Raw genomic sequence first — 16270 nt, forward strand, 5'->3', positions numbered from 1 at the left:
TGTTTTCAAAACTCTTCTTTGTCATTATATCATTTCGGTCTACATACATAAGCTTGTTATAAAAAAAGGAACCCCATCGATCTAGGATATCTGGCAGGCTACGCTGCTGATGCCCTAGTAACCGGAAAGATTACAGGAAAAGCTGGTGAAAAATTTACGGCAGGAAAGCTAGGGGAAAGGGAAAAAATTATTCAAGTTTGATGCCAGCAACATAGGAGAATGGAAGAACGTATATTAATGATTGCAACTAAAATGCTGTGAGAATGATATTGCTTGCTATACGGTGTAAACATATATACCAAATAAAATGCCTTAATGAAACCTATTCTGGTTTCATTAAGGCATTTTATTTTCTATCCTCATAACCTTTATCGTCCCAAATACGGCAGGGGGTTGACGGGCACCCCGTCTTTCCTCACCTCAAAGTGCGCATGGGGTCCGGTCGATACTCCCGTGCTGCCCACCTTCATCACCGGTTGCCCTCTCTTTACCTGCTGTCCCGCTGATACCAGAATTTTGGATCCATGGGCATAGAGGGTAGTTATACCTCCTCCATGTTCAATGATTACGCAGTTGCCGTAACCGCCGTACCACCCTGCAAATATAACCGTTCCATCAGCGCCGGCCACAAAATTCTGGCCGTATATGCTTTGCCCCGGATTTGAACCAATATCTATGCCGGTATGCATCCTTTTAGTGCCGTAAACAGGATGGGTACGGTAACCAAAGTACGAGGTTATCCTATAAAATCCTGGCACCGGCCACGTCAGTATACCACCCGTATACTTTTGGCTGGATTGATTTTTCTTTTTCCGCTCCTCCTCCAGCTTTTTGAGCAATTCCTGTATGGTCTTCTCGAGCTCTTTTGACGTCTTTTCCAGCTCATCCAAATCGCGCTCATAGCGTTCCTGTTCTTCCTTCAACTTTTGCAACAGCTGGCTCTGTTCCTTCTTTTTCTGCTCAATCTCGGCTTTCTGCTTGGCCACCGCCTCTTTTTTCTGTTGAAGGGAGCTCTCCAGTTCCTCAAGTTCGGCTCGTTTTTGATCCACCTGGTCCCGATACTGCTTCATCTGATCAAGGACTTCCACATCAAAGGCTATCAGCTGTTGCACCATCACCATCCTGTCCAAAAACTCGTTTATGCTTTTTGCCTCCAAAAGCAATTCCAAATACGAGGAGCTGCCGTTCATATATATAGCCCTTATCCTATCAGCCATCAACTTTTCCTGCTTTTCAGCCTCTTTAATGGCTTTCTCCAGCTCCTTGCGCGTCCTCTCCAGCTCTCCCTGCGTATACTGCAGCTCTTCCTCCAGCTGACTTAGTTCCTGCTCCTTTTGCTTCAGCTGCTTTTCTATCTCCTTTAACCTGGCAGCCACATCGCTTTGTTGTTCCTTAACTTCCTCCAACTGCTTTTCGGTGTTCTTTATCTCCTGGTTTATTTCTTTAAGCTCCTGCTTCTTTTTGTCGATCTTGCTAGAGGTATTGGTATCAGCAATGGCCGTGGCCCCTGTCAAAGCAAATAAAATGGCAAATAGAAATACAATTACCCTGCGTCGCATCCCCTCAACCCCCTGAATCATTCCTTCTAAGTTGTCCACTGCGCATATACGAACAAATATAAACCCCTTTAAACGGGCAAAAAGGCTGCACTTCCCTATCATCTATCTATAGGCATGTCCAACCTTTTTGTTAAATAATAAAATTAAAAAGCAAGGATTCACACCTTTAAATATCTCCTGATGGACAGACAGCTTGCTAGAGCACCTACACACGCTCCTACCACCAAGCACACCTTAACCACATACAGAATTACATCGCTTAAAGGCAGTAATTGAAATATCCCCAGGTATCCCCACTTTAAGTTCATATAACTGCTCCTGTCAAGCAAAAACTTGTAAATCAGCGCTACCACGCCCGTGGCTATTACGCTCCCTATCACTCCCAGCATTAACCCTTCTATGATAAAAGGCCAGCGGATAAACCAGTCGGTAGCCCCAATGTATTTCATGATACCTATTTCCCTTCGCCTGGAATATACCGTCAGCCTTACTGTGTTGCCGATGATGATGGCAGCTACTGCCGCCAGAATAACCACAAGCCCCGCACCCGCTATACGGATAGTTCGAGCAAGCCATTCCACAAATTCAACTACCTTGCTACTGTAATTGACCTCTTCTACATAATACAGGCCTTTTGCCTTTTGGATAACCTCATCCACATATTCCGGCTTCTCTATCTTCACTAAAAAAGAATCGGGTAGAGGATTGTTTTCTCCGTTATACCCATCAAGCAAGCTCCCTTTATCTCCCAACTCCCGCTTCCATTTCTCAAGGGCTTCATGTTTAGAAACAAACTCAACATCGTAAACGCCCTGCCAATTCCTTATGTCCTGTTCCAGCATCGAACGTTGCTGATCTGTTAGGCCATCCTTCAAAAACAGGGTAACCTCCATTTTCGATTCCACTTCATCTACCATCACATCTAGATTGGCCACAACTATCAATATCAATCCCAGCACAATCAAAGTGATCATTATGGCGGTAACCGATGCCAACGACATTATCCGATTGCGAAGGATATTTTGAAACCCGTGGACAACGAAAAACCTCCAGCTACTAAGGTTCATCAAAATATCCTCCTTCCTGTTCATCCCTTATAAGGACCCCTTTGCGGAATTGAAGCACTCTCTTGCGCATGGCGTTCACTATATTTTTAGCATGGGTCGCCATGATCACCGTAGTGCCCCGCCGGTTTATAAGGCTCAATATTCTCATAATCTCCATAGCGGTTGCTGGGTCCAGGTTACCCGTCGGTTCATCTGCGATGAGTATTGACGGGTTATTTACAAGGGCCCTGGCAATGGCCACTCGCTGCTGCTCTCCTCCCGATAGCTGATATGGATAGGCATGGGCTTTGGCACCTAACCCCACCATATTGAGCACTATGGGCACCCTTCTGCGGATCTCCCTGGGAGGAGCCCCTACAATTTCCATTGCAAAGGCAACATTCTCATAGGCCGTCCTATCCAGAAGCAGCCTAAAATCTTGAAAAACCACCCCCAGTTTGCGCCGGTAATAGGGGATTTCCTTTCTTTTCAAAGAAGATAGGTCAATATCATCCACAATTATACTGCCCGATGTGGGCTCGATCTCCTTGAGAAGCAACTTCATCAGCGTAGTCTTACCCGCGCCGCTGGCCCCCACTACAAAGACAAACTCGCCGTTTGCAATTGTAAAGCTGACATTTGATAAAGCACATAAACCATTGGGATAAACCTTTGTTACGTTTTTAAACTGTATCAAGAGTAACACTCCCGCTTCTGCTTATCTAACATCATCATTATCTTGAAGGTAACGGCATCATGAAAGTTTCTGAGGTCAAGCCCCAGGGCTTTTTGTATCTTATCTAGGCGATACACCAGAGTGTTACGGTGAATATAAAGCTGCCTAGCCGTTTCGCTCAAGTTCAAATTGTTTTCAAAAAATTTATTGATGGTGGTTATCATTTCTTCGTTGAGCACCTTTTTAGCCTCTTCGTTAAAGATGGATTCACAATACTTTCGAGAAATTTGCACTGGAATTTCATGGAGAAAACGCTCCAAAAGCAAGCTGTCATATCTGTATATCCGTCCTATTACGTCATACATCAACCCTACTTCTATGGCCTGCATGGCTTCAAGATACGATTCCCTCAACTGAAAGATACTGGGCTTAATTCTGCCTATTCCAATGCAGATCTTGACGGTAGTCTCATTTAGGACGGTTTCCTCTATGGCAGCTGCCATCTGCTCCAGCTCATCCTCATTCATCTCGTCAAATATCCGCTTAACCAGTATTACCGTGCGGCTGTCAAACAGCACCAGAATATCTCCATGATTTTTAGGGAAAACTTTTAAAAGCAGCTTGTAGACCTGTTCGGCCTTCATATTGTCGGTACGTATGACGAGCACGCATCTAGCTATGTCGGGCTCAAGCTTGTACTCTCGAGCCAGCTCCTGAAGCTCAAGGTCGGATACTTGATCCAGTACAATCCTACGCACGACTTCTTCCCGATTGAGCTTTTGTATATTGGATTTCAAATAAAGCTCGATGATGGATGCAAGGAGCATGCAATAATTCCTAATAGCTTTGCTTACGCCATCCATGACTATAAAATAGGCCATAGCATTATCGATGCTGAACTTCAAATAAGTCCTGCCATTGTGAACAAATGTGAGACTCGCGTTTATGGCATCGTAGTCCCTGACTGCCGGTTCAGCTTGCCCCACTTTTTCCCTGTCACTGCTGGCCACAATCATCCCGCTAGCATCTACAATATCGATGGCTACCTCAATACTGCTGGCCACCCTGTCCAGTACCTTTTGCATCTTTTGCTCGGTCAGCATAATATTACCACCCAAATATAAGTATACATTAATTCATGGGATAAAAAAAGCAGAAATATTATCCATTAAGACAATATTTCTGCTTTTTTTGCAAAAATCCTCTTTTTTAATTTATAAATTAATTTAATTAAAATATTTATCTCATCAAGATGCTCTCTTCAGTATCTTTATCAAAGAAGTGCAGCTTGTTGGTATCAAAGGCAATCTTAATGGTGTCGCCCACTCTTGCCTTGGACCTCGGGTTAACCCTTGCCACTAAGTTCCTGCCAGACACCGTCAGATACAGGAAGGTCTCGGAACCCAACAGCTCCACAACGTCCACATGGGCCTTTACCGTACTGTCAGCAGCGCTTGCCAGGAATATCTCCTCATCATGGAGGTCCTCAGGACGAATACCCATTATCACTTCTTTGCCAATGTAGGAAGGATCCTTCAGTTTCCTCACCTTGCCTGCCGGAACTTTGATCTTGTTGCCTTCAAAGACGGCATATACGTCGTCGCCCTCTTTTACGAGATGTACATTGATGAAGTTCATCTGCGGGCTGCCGATGAATCCTGCTACGAACAAGTTGACGGGATAATCATACAGGTTCTGAGGAGTATCTACCTGCTGGATGAGACCATCCTTCATGACGACGATGCGCGTACCCATGGTCATAGCTTCGGTCTGGTCGTGGGTCACGTAAATGAAGGTGGTTTGCAATCTCTGATGCAGCTTGGTAAGCTCGGTTCTCATCTGCACCCTCAGCTTGGCGTCCAAGTTGGACAAGGGCTCATCCATCAAGAACACCTTGGGTTCACGCACTATAGCACGCCCTACAGCCACCCTCTGCCTCTGTCCACCAGACAGAGCCTTGGGCTTTCTGTTTAACAGATGCTCAATGTCCAGCATCCTTGCGGCTTCCCTTACACGCCTGTCAATTTCGGCCTTGGGTACCTTTCTGAGCTTAAGTCCGAAAGCCATGTTGTCGTACACCGTCATGTGCGGATACAGAGCATAGTTCTGGAAAACCATAGCTATATCTCTGTCTTTGGGAGCTACATCGTTGACCAATCTATCACCGATGTAAAGTTCTCCTTCGGTAATTTCCTCCAGACCGGCGACCATACGCAGCGTCGTAGTCTTTCCGCATCCAGAAGGGCCTACCAGGACTATGAATTCTTTATCGGCGATATCAAGGTTAAAATTGCTTACAGCAGTAACCCCTCCTGGATATACCTTGGACACGTTTCTAAAAGTTACACTTGCCATTTAAACCCCTCCACATAACAGTATTTTCCGCACCCCTAGGATGCAAAATTCAAAAAATTAAATACCGGGTATAACTATATTATAAAGCCTCCAGGACAATCTGACTATATATATTATTAACAAAAAAAGAGGATAGGTTTTTGAAAGTATTGCATAAATTGTTGAATATCTTTGTTATACATCTCTATTTTACAACCTATTACAGCCCATTTCAATAAAATATCGGCAAATGTGAGACAAAAAAATTTTTTAAAACACGTTCAACGGTTGTATTTTTATACAATGATATGTATAATTATAACATACCTATCAAAAAGCCAAAGGAGGATTTAAGGTTGATTAGGGTTAGCGTCGTTGGCGCAACGGGATATGCAGGAATAGAGCTGGTAAGGCTGCTTTACTCGCATCCCCAGGTGGAGCTGGTACATCTGGTATCCCAAAGCTTTGCTGAGCAGCCCATATCCAACATATACCCAAACTTCAAAGGATTGCTAAACAAAGCATGCAGTAGGCTGGATATCGACAGGATCGCAGAGGAAAGCGATGTGGTGTTCACTTCGCTGCCCCACGGAATCTCAAACCAGGTAATCCCCGCTCTATACCAAAGGGGCAAAAAGGTGATCGACTTAAGCGGTGATTTTCGATATAAATCAGTAAAAGTATATGAAAAGTGGTATGGGGTACGCCACGGACACCCCGACCTGCTGAAAGAATCGGTATATGGGCTTCCGGAATTGCACAGGAATGAAATCAAAACAGCCAGGCTGGTGGGCAACCCAGGCTGTTATCCCACCTGCGCCATATTAGGCTTGGCTCCGCTTGTCAAACATCAATTGATCCATTTAAATTCCATCATCATCGACGCCAAATCGGGAGCAACGGGAGCCGGCAGGGAACCATCACAAGGCCTTCTCTTTTGCGAAGTAGATGAAAACATAAAAGCGTATAAGGTAGCCACTCACCGCCATACCTCCGAGATAGAGCAGGAGCTCAGCATACTGGCCCAAAGGGAATTGGCCATATCCTTTACCCCTCATCTGTTGCCGGTAAAACGGGGAATTTTGAGCACTATATACGCCAACCTAAAGAAAACGCTGAACTTTGAGGACGTTTACAGCCTGTACAGCCAATTTTATGCGGGAGAGCCGTTCGTAGTGCTCCACCATGAAGGAAGCCTGCCCGAGATAAAACACGTAAATGGTTCAAACAGCTGCCATATTGGATTTGTGGTTGACAGGCGCACTAACCGGATAGTAGTGGTGACAGCCATAGATAACCTAATAAAAGGCGCAGGGGGGCAAGCCATACAGAACATGAACATACTGTTTGGCCTAGATGAGACTGTCGGCCTGCGTAGTCCCGGATGGTACCTATAAAAGGTTCTTCTTTCCATAGTACGCCATGTTCAAGAGCATTGCTTGAGAATTTTTGAATTCGAGAGGATATTTAACCGCCAAAAAGCAGATGTCATATGGGAGAGGAGAAAGGTTTATGGATGCACTGATTCACAAAGCCAACATATTGACCGAGGCCTTACCTTATATACAGCAGCTCAATAGCAAGACGGTGGTCATAAAGTATGGCGGGAACGCCATGATAAGCCAAGACATAAGCCTCACCATTATGCAGGATATCACCCTTCTCAAATATGTGGGCGTAAACCCTATCGTGGTGCACGGCGGTGGGCCCGAGATTACTAAAATGCTTGAGGCATTAAACATCCCATCGAAATTCCACAATGGGCTGCGCATCACAACCAAAGAAGCCATGGAAGTAGTCCAAATGGTGCTCACAGGAAAGATCAACAAGGACATAGTCTCCCAGCTAAACTCCTTAGGAGGTAAAGCCATAGGCCTGTGCGGGAAGGATGCCAATCTGATTGAGGTGGAACCCATGGAACCCATAGGTAAAGTAAACTTAGGCTATGTGGGAAAGATCAAAAAAATAAACTGCAAGGTGCTGGAAATACTGGCGAGGGATGAATACATCCCCGTAATCGCCCCCATAGGAGTAGGTCCAGACGGACACAGCTACAACATAAACGCCGATACGGTAGCCGGAGAGATAGCTGCGGCTCTAAAGGCCGAAAAGCTGATATTTCTCACCGACGTCGATGGGATAAGAAAGGACCCGCAAGATCCCGAATCCGTCATATCGATCATAACGGTAAAGGAGGTATACGACCTACTAGATCGGGGTATAATCACCGGCGGCATGATACCGAAGGTAATGGGGTGCATAAAGAGCATAGAGCAGGGCGTCAAACGCACTCATATCGTCAACGGCACTATCCCCCATCCCATCCTGCTGGAGATATTCACCGACAAAGGGATTGGCACCATGGTAACTCCCTGAGACTGGAAATATCCATAAAAGCAGTCATTGCAATAGCTGCTTTTATGCTATATTCTATTTTTAGAGGGAAATTTGCGAAAGAGGGGATAACATTGACCGCTAAATCAGAAAGACCACAATTTGCCCAAAACGTCCTTGCCAACCTGGCCATAATAGCCACCGTCATATTCTGGGGAATGTCCTTTGTAAGCTCCAAAGCCATTCTCAACGCAGGCGTACCTCCATTTACCATGGCCTTCCTCCGCTTTTTCATAGCCTCCCTGATTTTATTGCCTATCCTAAAGCGAAATCAACCTCATGCCCATATATCAAAAGAGGATAGGGTTCCTGTGTTGCTGAGCGCCCTTTCTGGAGTAACCATATACTTCCTGTTTGAAACCTGGGGAATAAAGCTGACATCGGCAGCCAGCGCATCCATGATCATTGCCAGCGTACCCGTATTTACCATATGTGCCGAATACGTCATCTACAAAAACCATATTTCGGCCGTCAAATGGCTTGGAGTACTGATGTCCATTGCAGGAGTGTATTTCATAATCAAAAGGGGCCAAGCCAGTGACAACAACCCGCAGGCCCTCTGGGGTAACCTGCTCATGCTGGGCGCTTGCCTGTCATGGGTTGCATACATATTGATAAGCAAAGGCTTAAACGGCAGGCTTTCGGGGCTAGCCCTCACCACATACCAGAGCCTGTTTGGAGCCCTGTTTCTCCTACCACTGGCTCTCCTGGAATATGAGCTATGGCGCCCCATACCTCCCATAGCGTGGGCAAACATAATATATTTAGCGGTATGCTGCAGCGCCATAAGCTATTTCCTCTATATATATGCTCTCTCCCACCTGGATTCGGTGGTCATCTCGTCGTATGTAAATCTCATACCAGTGGTAAGCGCCCTAGGCAGCGCATTTTTGCTTGGAGAAGAGATAACCCTGCAGCAGATTTTTGGCGGAGCAATAGTGATAGTTGGCGTTTATATAGTTAATCTAAAAAGGAGAAAACCTACAGCAGCCTCAAACGGGGAAAACACGTCATCAGCCATTGATCGAAGAGGCCAAGCATTATAAACCCCTGTAATGGCAATAAATGGCGTCGCCGAAAATTGCGCTTCGCTGTTTTCGCTGGCTGCTGCCAACATAATCCTCGAAACGGTAAAGGTTCCCGAATCAATGCAAAAAAGAGAGGGAATACAAAAGCAACCCCTCTCTTTTCATATAGATGTTCCCATCATTAACTCCCTTACCATCGCCTAAACATCGACATGATAAGTTAATGGCAGACTAAATATTTATGCTAATATTAGGCGTGTTTAATGGCCCCGGTCGGGCAGCTGTCCATGGCTTCCTGGACGTCTTGCTCCAGCTCGGGCGGAACATCGGCATCTATGGCTTCCGCCTTATCGTCGTCATTCCAGTGAAATACCTCCTCACATGTACTTACGCATAGCCCGCAGCTTATGCACAGGTCCTGATCAACGATTACTTTCAACTCCATTCCTCCTCTTCATTATTTCATTGAAATTCTCTATATATTTTTCCCACAAGTCCCTATCTTGATTTATACTTTTTAAGTGCTTTTACGGCAAAATCAAAGGTTGAAAAGTTAATGGTACTGTGTTATAAGTAAGTCGTACAGCAAAATAATTATGCACAACAGCCACATATGCATTTCAAATTTTAAGCATAAACCAGAAAGGAGCATTAATAATGACAGATTGGTTGTCTCAACAAAACCTCACCTTAATTGGGATGATTTCCAGCGTAGTAGCCGGTTTGGGCACTGGATTGGGAGCCATACCTGTATTTTTCACGCGTAAGATCTCCGATAAAACCATAAACGCAATGCTGGGGTTTGCCGCAGGGGTGATGCTGGCCGCTACATCTTTTAGCCTGGTAACGCCAGCCATAGAAAAGAGCGGTGGAGGCCTCATGGGAGTAGTTAACATTTTGGTGGGCATTGTGCTGGGCGGTCTATTTCTGGATTACATAGACAAGGCCATACCCCATTTTCACACGGTGGCAGGCATGGAAGGCAAACAAAAGAATTGGAACCGAATATGGCTGTTCATAATCGCCATCACCATACACAATTTTCCCGAAGGGCTGGCGGTAGGTGCAGGGTTTGGAGATTTTGACTACGCCAACGGATTGGCTCTCACCATAGGAATAGGCATACAGAACATACCTGAGGGATTGGCCGTGGCGATGGCTCTAGCCACCCAGGAGAATTACCCACTTGGCAAAGCCTTTTTCATATCCCTGCTGACGGGGTTGGTGGAACCAGTGGGTGCCCTTATAGGCTTAGGCCTAACCCAGCTGGCACGCCCCATATTGCCGATCACGTTAGCCTTTGCAGCTGGCGCCATGCTATTTGTAATCAGCGATGAGATGATACCCGAAACCCACAGGCGTGGCCAGCACAGGATCGCTACCTATGGCGTGCTTGTAGGATTTGCCGTAATGGTAATTCTGGATACCCTTATATGATAAACTAACTCATATGATAAAGTAAAAAGTAAAATTTATGGCTTTTGCAGTACAAGAGGTGAGCCTACATGGTAGTTGGGGTATGCAAAATAAATCTCTTCATGGAAGAGGCATTTTCATTAAAAGAAAAAAGGCGTATACTCAAAAGCCTTATAGAGCGCCTCAAAAGCCGCTTCAATGCCTCCATCGCGGAGGTGGATCTAAACGATAAATGGCAAACTTCTGTGCTGGGCATAGCATGCGTATCCAACGAAGGGGGACACGTGGACAGCATGCTGTCCAGCATCATAGAGTTCGTGGAAAACGATGGGCGTGTCATCATAACCCAATGCAGTACCGAGAAGATATATGTTTAGTCATATGTTTAGTCATATGTTTAGTCGTCGACCCGCGCCACCACAATGCGGAACCCTTCTACTTTGATCACCTTCACCTTTGTGCCCTTGGGAATGAACTCCCCTTCGGTTATCACATCTATCCTGCGATCACCGATCTGGACCGTTCCCGATGGCCTGAGCATGGACAGGGTGACGCCTTCCATCCCTACCAGGCTTTCCTCGGGCGGGACGCTATTATACCCCTGCTCCTTATCCAGCCTGGAATGAAGCAATAATGTGCGGGATATCTTCCCTCCTCTTGTGGCTGAGCGATAAGCCCATACCAAAAGCGATGCGATGACCAGCAGTACGGCAGCTATTATGCCGATCAAAACAGGTGGGGAAACCACGCGGGAGGCAACCACTACGCCTATTATCAGCGAGATAATGCCTATTGTACCCGCTACGCCAAAGCCAGGTGTCATAAATTCGATGGCCACCAGCACAGCCCCCAGTATGAACAACACCGCCATTAACCATCCCATGTGCTCAAATATCTCTATAAAGGCCATGGCGACTCCCCCTTCTGACTCTTCCTTCAAATCCTTTCCTCGTGACGCAATGCTGCAAGACCGTCGCCCCGCTGCTCTCATCGGGGTTTCACCCCGGGTTGCACTCCCACTTCAGATAATTAATTATGAAGCCGCTTATCAAATGTTTTTCATTATTATGCTTTCAACTATATCGGCCACCTCTTCGCATACATCGCAGCAATTTTCGAAGCATTCAAACACCTGCGTCCAGGCTATCACCTCTATGGGATCCTGGGCTTCGACGTAAAGCCTCCTCAAAGCAGCGGTGTACAGCCTGTCGCCTTCTTCCTCCATGTCATTGAGTTCTACGATGTATTTGTGAATGGTAGAAGATTTACGGAAATTATGGAACTCATGCATCAATTCCCTTAGAGTCTGGGTACACCTGGATATTATCCTTACAAACTCAATGCTCTCATGGCGTATGGATTTTATATTATACATGTAAAGGCGCATCAATATCTCTTCAATGGAATCCACCACGTTGTCAAGCTGGTCTGCCAGCCTGATTATGTCCTCCCGTTCTATGGGAGGCAAAAATTCCTTTAGCAGATGGCGTAACATCTCATGCTTTTCAGCATCGGCAGCATGCTCTATGTTGTGGATTTCAGCAATCTTTTGTGAGAGCCCTTCAATTTTATAATTGTCGATGGTGCTTTGCAGCATTTGGGAGGCTTCACATGCGCGCTCAGCCACTTTTTTAAACATTGCATAATAGTCGTAACCTTTTCGCCTTAACATCTGTACCTCCTACCTTTAATTTATATACTTTTACATTTCACATTTATTCCTGAACTAAACAGAAAGCAAACGCCTAAATGGCTCATCAGAAGAGCCACATGAACAGCTTGGCCATTAAAAAGCCGATAAGGCCACAACCTGGGAAAGTCAAAATCCAAGTAAGCACCATCTCTTGCACCAGTGACCACTTTACCGAGGAAATGCGTTTGGCCGATCCTACGCCCATGATAGCAGTGGTCTTGGTATGGGTGGTGCTCACCGGGAAACCCAGCAAGGAGGATAACAGAAGGCATACAGCCGCAGCCAAATCAGCAGAAAATCCCTGATATTTTTCCAGCTTCACCATATCCATGCCTACCGACTTGATGATCCTGTATCCCCCAATCGAGGTTCCCAGAGCCATGACCAGCGAACACAGTACTATGAGCCATAAGGGAATTTGAATCTGTCCCGTCTCAATCTGTCCTTTTACCAAAAACATACCTAGCAAAAACACGCTCATGAACTTCTGCCCGTCCTGTGCGCCGTGCATGAAGCCCATGGCCGCAGCGCCAAATATCTGTGCATTTCTAAAGAATCCCTGCGTCTTTCGCCTATCTACCTTTTTGAATAAAAATCCCACCACTTTAACGGTTACAAAGCCAAGGCCAAATCCTAAAAATGTTGACAAAACAAGGCCATAGATGACCTTTACCCACTCTGCCCCATCTATTCCCGAAAAACCTCCCTGAAGGGCTATGGCCGCACCCGAAAGGCCAGCTATAAGGGCATGGCTTTCGCTGGTGGGGATCCCAAACCACCAGGCAGCGGTAGCCCACGTCACTATAGCAAATAGAGCAGCACACAAGGCCGCCAGTGCCGTATGGGTATCTCCGCGAAAATCCACCATATTGTATACCGTCATGGCAACGGAATTATTTAGGATAGTCATGATAAGCACGCCCAAGAAATTGAATACGGTGGCCAGCACTATGGCTCCGCGCGGATTCAAGGATCGTGTGGAAATGCAGGTGGCAATAGCATTTGGCGCATCAGTCCAACCGTTGACAAGTATGACTGCCAAAGTTAACACACTTGTTACAAAGAGTGCAGGAATTGTGAAGAGCTGCTGTAAAAATTCTATAAACGAAATCTCCATCATCCTCTTCCTTCCGCCTCACAGATTTTTAATGCCATCGTAATACATTCCCAACAAATACAATATAATGACATATATTAATGAGAGTTATAAGCACAAAATACCCTCATAATAGTATCATATTCTCCTTTGAAGTGCAATAGCTTTAATTTATCTTCAAATTTTGACATAAATCAAGCCAATAGCCATATTGAAAGCTCTGCAGGTTGCCTTCTCAGAGCTCCTAAAAAGGTTACCATAAAGGTGTAATTTATTTTATTCATCATTGTCAAAACAGGATCAGCGAATATGTCATGTTTAATTTCTGGTAATGCTACCAATTACACTTTTGTTTTTGCAGAATTAGAGTTATAGAAGCATTATCAAAACCAAAGTATGTCCAGCTGGGCTTCCTTATTTAACTATTTGCCAAGGTTCCGTTTGCACAAAATTTAGGTAAATAGACAATTGGCTTTATGGCCTTATGACTTTATGAATAATTGCTATTTTATTTATTAATACTAATAGTGTTTACTTTAGTAATAACCAAAATTAATAGCAATGGAGGGAAAAGTAGTGAGAAAATTATCTGAGGCAGAACTATTGATGTTGACAGAGTTGTTAAAGATGGAAGCTGAGGGACTCGCAACAGCCAGAGCAACTCTTATGTTGATTGAAGACAGCGATTTAAAAAAGTCTGCAGAAGCAGGTATAATGGCAGCGGAAGCAAGAATAAAAGGGATGCAGCAATTCATTAATGAAAATCAAGTTTTAAACAGTGAGGAGGTACATTAAATGGGATTAAAAGAGGTATTAGGCCAGAAAGTGACGAACTTATCCGATGAAACTATCGCGAATAACGCTTTAGCTGTGAAAGCTTCGGCTGCAAGTGCATACCTAGCAGCAACGCTTAAGGCGGTAACGCCAGAATTAAGGCAGCTGTTTAGTGCAAACTTAACACAAATAATTGGTGAACACACTGCACTAACGCAACTGGCTGCAAATAAAGGATGGTTGAACCCGTATGAAAAGCCAGAAAAGCAGTTATTTCAAACATTTAATCAATCTAAAGAAATTTTAGACACCTATATAACTGAGTAATGCATGCCAAAGGGCCGTAAAGGCTCTTTTCTTTTGTTAACAAAAAAATCTTTTTTAACAGTGGATATATCAGTTTTTCCTATGAACAGCTGCGTGAGAATAAGAATGAGGTTGTTAACTTCTAGCTTGGGCTAGCCGAAACTACTACCGCTGTCATAGGAAAAGCATCCATAAATTCCTTCATAGCAAGTCCCTAGAGCCACCACCAATACATAGGAGCCGTACAAAATAAAAAACCTTCGGCCAAAACCGAAGGTGTAGACTTAATTGGTGGGACCTACTGGACTCGAACCAGTGACCTCCACAATGTGAGTGTGGCGCTCTCCCAGCTGAGCTAAGATCCCGTCCCTATTCAGCTATTGTTATTATATACCCGAAACTCTGCATTTGTCAATAGAAAAATCCACATCGGCACCTCAAGCTGTTCAAAAGCCTGACCTGCCTTGATGCAGCATATCCATTACGCTCTCCGAATGCGTCCTGTGGAAAAAGGCGTAGGCATAGTAAGGCAAGCGCCCCACAAACAGAGCAAAGGCAAACAAAAACGGCAGGTATTTCGGCCATGGCAGCAGATCAAATTTAATAGGAAGATAAGCGGTATACAGATAGTTGCTGCCTATAAGCATATTCACCATTCCGGTAAACAGCGCACATATCATAAGAACGCAATATGCCTTCTTCACATTTCCTATATCGGGTCTATAGTTCAAATAGGGAAGCATAAATGCGATAAACCCCATAACTGCGTGATAAAGCAGGCTTTGAAAGCTCCGAAAATGGAACACCGGATATTGTTGAAGGGTGGGAAGGGGAATTATTAGGGCCAAAATAGCCCCCACCGTCCCATACGCATAAACAAACTCACATATATATTCCCCTATCTTCCACACCCACTTTGAAGCTTCAGCAGCGCCGGAAACATCGAAATGACCAGGCATTTTATCTTCCTTGCGCTGCAGAAAAAGGGCCAGCGGAATGGCAAACATCTGTATGCCGCAAAGCTGAAGGGGTAAATCTTCTTTTATGTCAAAAATCCCCGTATATACATCCCATACAAACCTGCAAACATTGAGAAAGACTAAAAAGACATAAGCCCAAACAGACCATAAAAACCGCAAACGGTATTCCTTATACTTAACATGAGCAACGGCTATATAAATCAGAATAAACAGCAACAGCATTGCCGAGATATGAGAAACAGTAAAAGGCCTATAGGGGCCGTTTTGCAAAAGCAGCGGGTCATCCTTACCAGCAAAAAACAACCTGAACACGGCAAACCACCCCATCCATTGGCACATAACCAACTCTACATTTAAGCAGCATAGCCGATTTTGAAAAACAGCAAAGCCAGGAATTATAGAAAACAGTAAGCCGGAGCAACGCTGCTTCTATACAAGCTTCCTATTGACTCTTTGGTGTGGCTACCGATTAAATACCCATCACCATAATGTTATCTGATAATATTATAATGCAAATTTGGCATAAATTCTACTAATGGAAAATAGGAACTGCACATGCTCGCTCATCTTAGGCAATGAATCCGATACACCGTTTGGCGATGTAGAGGCTGCGCTGCAGGCGGACAGCATTGTGCACAATAGTAGGCTGCAAAGTAAAAAATAACGCATATGCCTTCCCTTTATAGCACTACGCAAAATAGACATATCCAGATCTCAAAAAGTCATTTCAAGCGCTGGCCTAAAGGCTTACCCTACAAATGTATACCCTTTATGCAAGGTTATCCCTTCACTTTATTATACAGGAAATTAGTTACAAATTAATTAGAAATTTATAACAAATCCTTTACGCATCAACCAATTCGCGTCAAAACACCGGCATCCATCTCATAAACGGTATCGCAAAGCGCCTCTATGTCCTCGGCATAATGGGATGACAATATAATGGTAGCTCCTTCCCTGTTTAATTC

The 16270-nt window shown here is 44.8% G+C and carries 18 protein-coding genes, 1 tRNA gene and 1 pseudogene; 9 read left to right on the forward strand and 11 right to left on the reverse strand.

Going from position 1 to position 16270, the window contains the following annotated elements:
* Nucleotides 1-69: 69 nt before the first annotated feature.
* Nucleotides 70-238, forward strand: a pseudogene (locus tag FWJ59_RS02945) (rhamnose ABC transporter substrate-binding protein); the annotation flags it as partial.
* 130 nt (nucleotides 239-368) lie between these two features.
* On the opposite strand, the gene FWJ59_RS02950 reads toward FWJ59_RS02945, so the two are convergent.
* The 5 genes from FWJ59_RS02950 to FWJ59_RS02970 all read right to left on the reverse strand — a co-directional run bounded on the left by FWJ59_RS02950 (nucleotide 369) and on the right by FWJ59_RS02970 (nucleotide 5636).
* Nucleotides 369-1661 carry a murein hydrolase activator EnvC family protein gene (locus tag FWJ59_RS02950; RefSeq protein WP_414480500.1) on the reverse strand — a complete coding sequence of 431 codons (1293 nt, stop codon included), beginning with the start codon at nucleotides 1659-1661 and terminating at the stop codon, nucleotides 369-371.
* A gap of 56 nt (nucleotides 1662-1717) precedes the next feature.
* Entirely contained in the window at nucleotides 1718-2626 is a 909-nt protein-coding gene (gene ftsX, locus FWJ59_RS02955; RefSeq protein ID WP_414480501.1) for a permease-like cell division protein FtsX, read from the reverse strand.
* A complete protein-coding gene (ftsE, locus tag FWJ59_RS02960; protein ID WP_414480502.1) occupies nucleotides 2616-3302 on the reverse strand; it encodes a cell division ATP-binding protein FtsE in 687 nt (228 codons plus the stop codon). The genes ftsX and ftsE overlap by 11 nt, the downstream gene beginning before the upstream one ends.
* Nucleotides 3299-4384: a PucR family transcriptional regulator gene (locus FWJ59_RS02965; protein WP_414480503.1), complete on the reverse strand. Its 1086-nt coding sequence runs from the start codon at nucleotides 4382-4384 to the stop codon at nucleotides 3299-3301. The genes ftsE and FWJ59_RS02965 overlap by 4 nt, the downstream gene beginning before the upstream one ends.
* 136 nt (nucleotides 4385-4520) lie before the next feature.
* Nucleotides 4521-5636 (reverse strand): ABC transporter ATP-binding protein, encoded by a 1116-nt coding sequence (locus FWJ59_RS02970; protein ID WP_414480504.1) that lies wholly within the window; start codon nucleotides 5634-5636, stop codon nucleotides 4521-4523.
* 335 nt (nucleotides 5637-5971) lie between these two features.
* On the opposite strand from FWJ59_RS02970, the gene argC reads away from it, so the two are divergent.
* The 4 genes from argC to FWJ59_RS02990 all read left to right on the forward strand — a co-directional run bounded on the left by argC (nucleotide 5972) and on the right by FWJ59_RS02990 (nucleotide 9241).
* On the forward strand, nucleotides 5972-7012 hold the full coding sequence (argC, locus tag FWJ59_RS02975; protein ID WP_414480505.1) for an N-acetyl-gamma-glutamyl-phosphate reductase: 1041 nt from the start codon (nucleotides 5972-5974) through the stop codon (nucleotides 7010-7012).
* A 115-nt stretch (nucleotides 7013-7127) separates the two neighbouring features.
* On the forward strand, nucleotides 7128-7991 hold the full coding sequence (gene argB, locus FWJ59_RS02980) for an acetylglutamate kinase (RefSeq protein WP_414480506.1): 864 nt from the start codon (nucleotides 7128-7130) through the stop codon (nucleotides 7989-7991).
* Between the two features lie 92 nt (nucleotides 7992-8083).
* Nucleotides 8084-9055 (forward strand): DMT family transporter, encoded by a 972-nt coding sequence (locus FWJ59_RS02985; protein ID WP_414480507.1) that lies wholly within the window; start codon nucleotides 8084-8086, stop codon nucleotides 9053-9055.
* 9 nt (nucleotides 9056-9064) lie between these two features.
* Nucleotides 9065-9241 carry a hypothetical protein gene (locus FWJ59_RS02990; RefSeq protein ID WP_414480508.1) on the forward strand — a complete coding sequence of 59 codons (177 nt, stop codon included), beginning with the start codon at nucleotides 9065-9067 and terminating at the stop codon, nucleotides 9239-9241.
* A 46-nt stretch (nucleotides 9242-9287) separates the two neighbouring features.
* Here FWJ59_RS02990 and FWJ59_RS02995 read toward each other — a convergent pair whose 3' ends face one another.
* On the reverse strand, nucleotides 9288-9476 hold the full coding sequence (locus FWJ59_RS02995; RefSeq protein ID WP_414480516.1) for a ferredoxin: 189 nt from the start codon (nucleotides 9474-9476) through the stop codon (nucleotides 9288-9290).
* Between the two features lie 218 nt (nucleotides 9477-9694).
* Here FWJ59_RS02995 and FWJ59_RS03000 point away from each other — a divergent pair, with 218 nt between their 5' ends.
* Together FWJ59_RS03000 and FWJ59_RS03005 are read left to right on the forward strand one after the other, a co-directional pair.
* Entirely contained in the window at nucleotides 9695-10474 is a 780-nt protein-coding gene (locus FWJ59_RS03000) for a ZIP family metal transporter (RefSeq protein ID WP_414480509.1), read from the forward strand.
* Nucleotides 10475-10542: 68 nt separating this feature from the next.
* On the forward strand, nucleotides 10543-10830 hold the full coding sequence (locus FWJ59_RS03005; RefSeq protein ID WP_414480510.1) for a DUF503 domain-containing protein: 288 nt from the start codon (nucleotides 10543-10545) through the stop codon (nucleotides 10828-10830).
* 20 nt (nucleotides 10831-10850) lie between these two features.
* Here FWJ59_RS03005 and FWJ59_RS03010 read toward each other — a convergent pair whose 3' ends face one another.
* From FWJ59_RS03010 to FWJ59_RS03020, 3 genes are all read right to left on the reverse strand, one after another.
* Nucleotides 10851-11393: an NfeD family protein gene (locus tag FWJ59_RS03010; RefSeq protein ID WP_414480511.1), complete on the reverse strand. Its 543-nt coding sequence runs from the start codon at nucleotides 11391-11393 to the stop codon at nucleotides 10851-10853.
* A 108-nt stretch (nucleotides 11394-11501) separates the two neighbouring features.
* The gene (locus FWJ59_RS03015) at nucleotides 11502-12125 is read right to left on the reverse strand and encodes a DUF47 domain-containing protein (RefSeq protein ID WP_414480512.1); all 624 of its coding nucleotides are present in this window, start codon (nucleotides 12123-12125) and stop codon (nucleotides 11502-11504) included.
* An 85-nt stretch (nucleotides 12126-12210) separates the two neighbouring features.
* Nucleotides 12211-13263 carry an anion permease gene (locus tag FWJ59_RS03020; RefSeq protein WP_414480517.1) on the reverse strand — a complete coding sequence of 351 codons (1053 nt, stop codon included), beginning with the start codon at nucleotides 13261-13263 and terminating at the stop codon, nucleotides 12211-12213.
* A 555-nt stretch (nucleotides 13264-13818) separates the two neighbouring features.
* Between FWJ59_RS03020 and FWJ59_RS03025 the strand changes: the two genes are divergently transcribed.
* Both FWJ59_RS03025 and FWJ59_RS03030 read left to right on the forward strand, forming a co-directional pair.
* A complete protein-coding gene (locus tag FWJ59_RS03025; RefSeq protein ID WP_414480513.1) occupies nucleotides 13819-14037 on the forward strand; it encodes a hypothetical protein in 219 nt (72 codons plus the stop codon).
* On the forward strand, nucleotides 14038-14343 hold the full coding sequence (locus tag FWJ59_RS03030) for a spore coat protein (protein WP_414480514.1): 306 nt from the start codon (nucleotides 14038-14040) through the stop codon (nucleotides 14341-14343).
* A 268-nt stretch (nucleotides 14344-14611) separates the two neighbouring features.
* Here the strand turns inward: FWJ59_RS03030 and FWJ59_RS03035 are convergent.
* Both FWJ59_RS03035 and FWJ59_RS03040 read right to left on the reverse strand, forming a co-directional pair.
* A tRNA-Val gene (locus FWJ59_RS03035) sits at nucleotides 14612-14687 on the reverse strand.
* Between the two features lie 81 nt (nucleotides 14688-14768).
* Nucleotides 14769-15614: a hypothetical protein gene (locus FWJ59_RS03040; RefSeq protein ID WP_414480515.1), complete on the reverse strand. Its 846-nt coding sequence runs from the start codon at nucleotides 15612-15614 to the stop codon at nucleotides 14769-14771.
* Nucleotides 15615-16270 lie beyond the last annotated feature (656 nt).

The organism is Caldicoprobacter sp. (assembly GCF_047459465.1).
Classification (GTDB): Bacteria; Bacillota; Clostridia; order Caldicoprobacterales; family Caldicoprobacteraceae; genus Caldicoprobacter.

Excerpts from the sequence above, each read along its gene's own strand:
- FWJ59_RS02965 (WP_414480503.1), bottom strand. The coding sequence starts at position 4,384 with ATGCTGACCGAGCAAAAGATGCAAAAGGTACTGGACAGGGTGGCCAGC.
- FWJ59_RS02990 (WP_414480508.1), top strand. The coding sequence starts at position 9,065 with ATGGCAATAAATGGCGTCGCCGAAAATTGCGCTTCGCTGTTTTCGCTG.
- FWJ59_RS03030 (WP_414480514.1), top strand. The coding sequence starts at position 14,038 with ATGGGATTAAAAGAGGTATTAGGCCAGAAAGTGACGAACTTATCCGAT.
- FWJ59_RS03005 (WP_414480510.1), top strand. The coding sequence starts at position 10,543 with ATGGTAGTTGGGGTATGCAAAATAAATCTCTTCATGGAAGAGGCATTT.
- FWJ59_RS03015 (WP_414480512.1), bottom strand. The coding sequence starts at position 12,125 with ATGTTAAGGCGAAAAGGTTACGACTATTATGCAATGTTTAAAAAAGTG.
- ftsX (WP_414480501.1), bottom strand. The coding sequence starts at position 2,626 with ATGAACCTTAGTAGCTGGAGGTTTTTCGTTGTCCACGGGTTTCAAAAT.
- FWJ59_RS02950 (WP_414480500.1), bottom strand. The coding sequence starts at position 1,661 with ATGATAGGGAAGTGCAGCCTTTTTGCCCGTTTAAAGGGGTTTATATTT.
- FWJ59_RS02970 (WP_414480504.1), bottom strand. The coding sequence starts at position 5,636 with ATGGCAAGTGTAACTTTTAGAAACGTGTCCAAGGTATATCCAGGAGGG.
- FWJ59_RS03020 (WP_414480517.1), bottom strand. The coding sequence starts at position 13,263 with ATGGAGATTTCGTTTATAGAATTTTTACAGCAGCTCTTCACAATTCCT.
- argB (WP_414480506.1), top strand. The coding sequence starts at position 7,128 with ATGGATGCACTGATTCACAAAGCCAACATATTGACCGAGGCCTTACCT.
- FWJ59_RS03000 (WP_414480509.1), top strand. The coding sequence starts at position 9,695 with ATGACAGATTGGTTGTCTCAACAAAACCTCACCTTAATTGGGATGATT.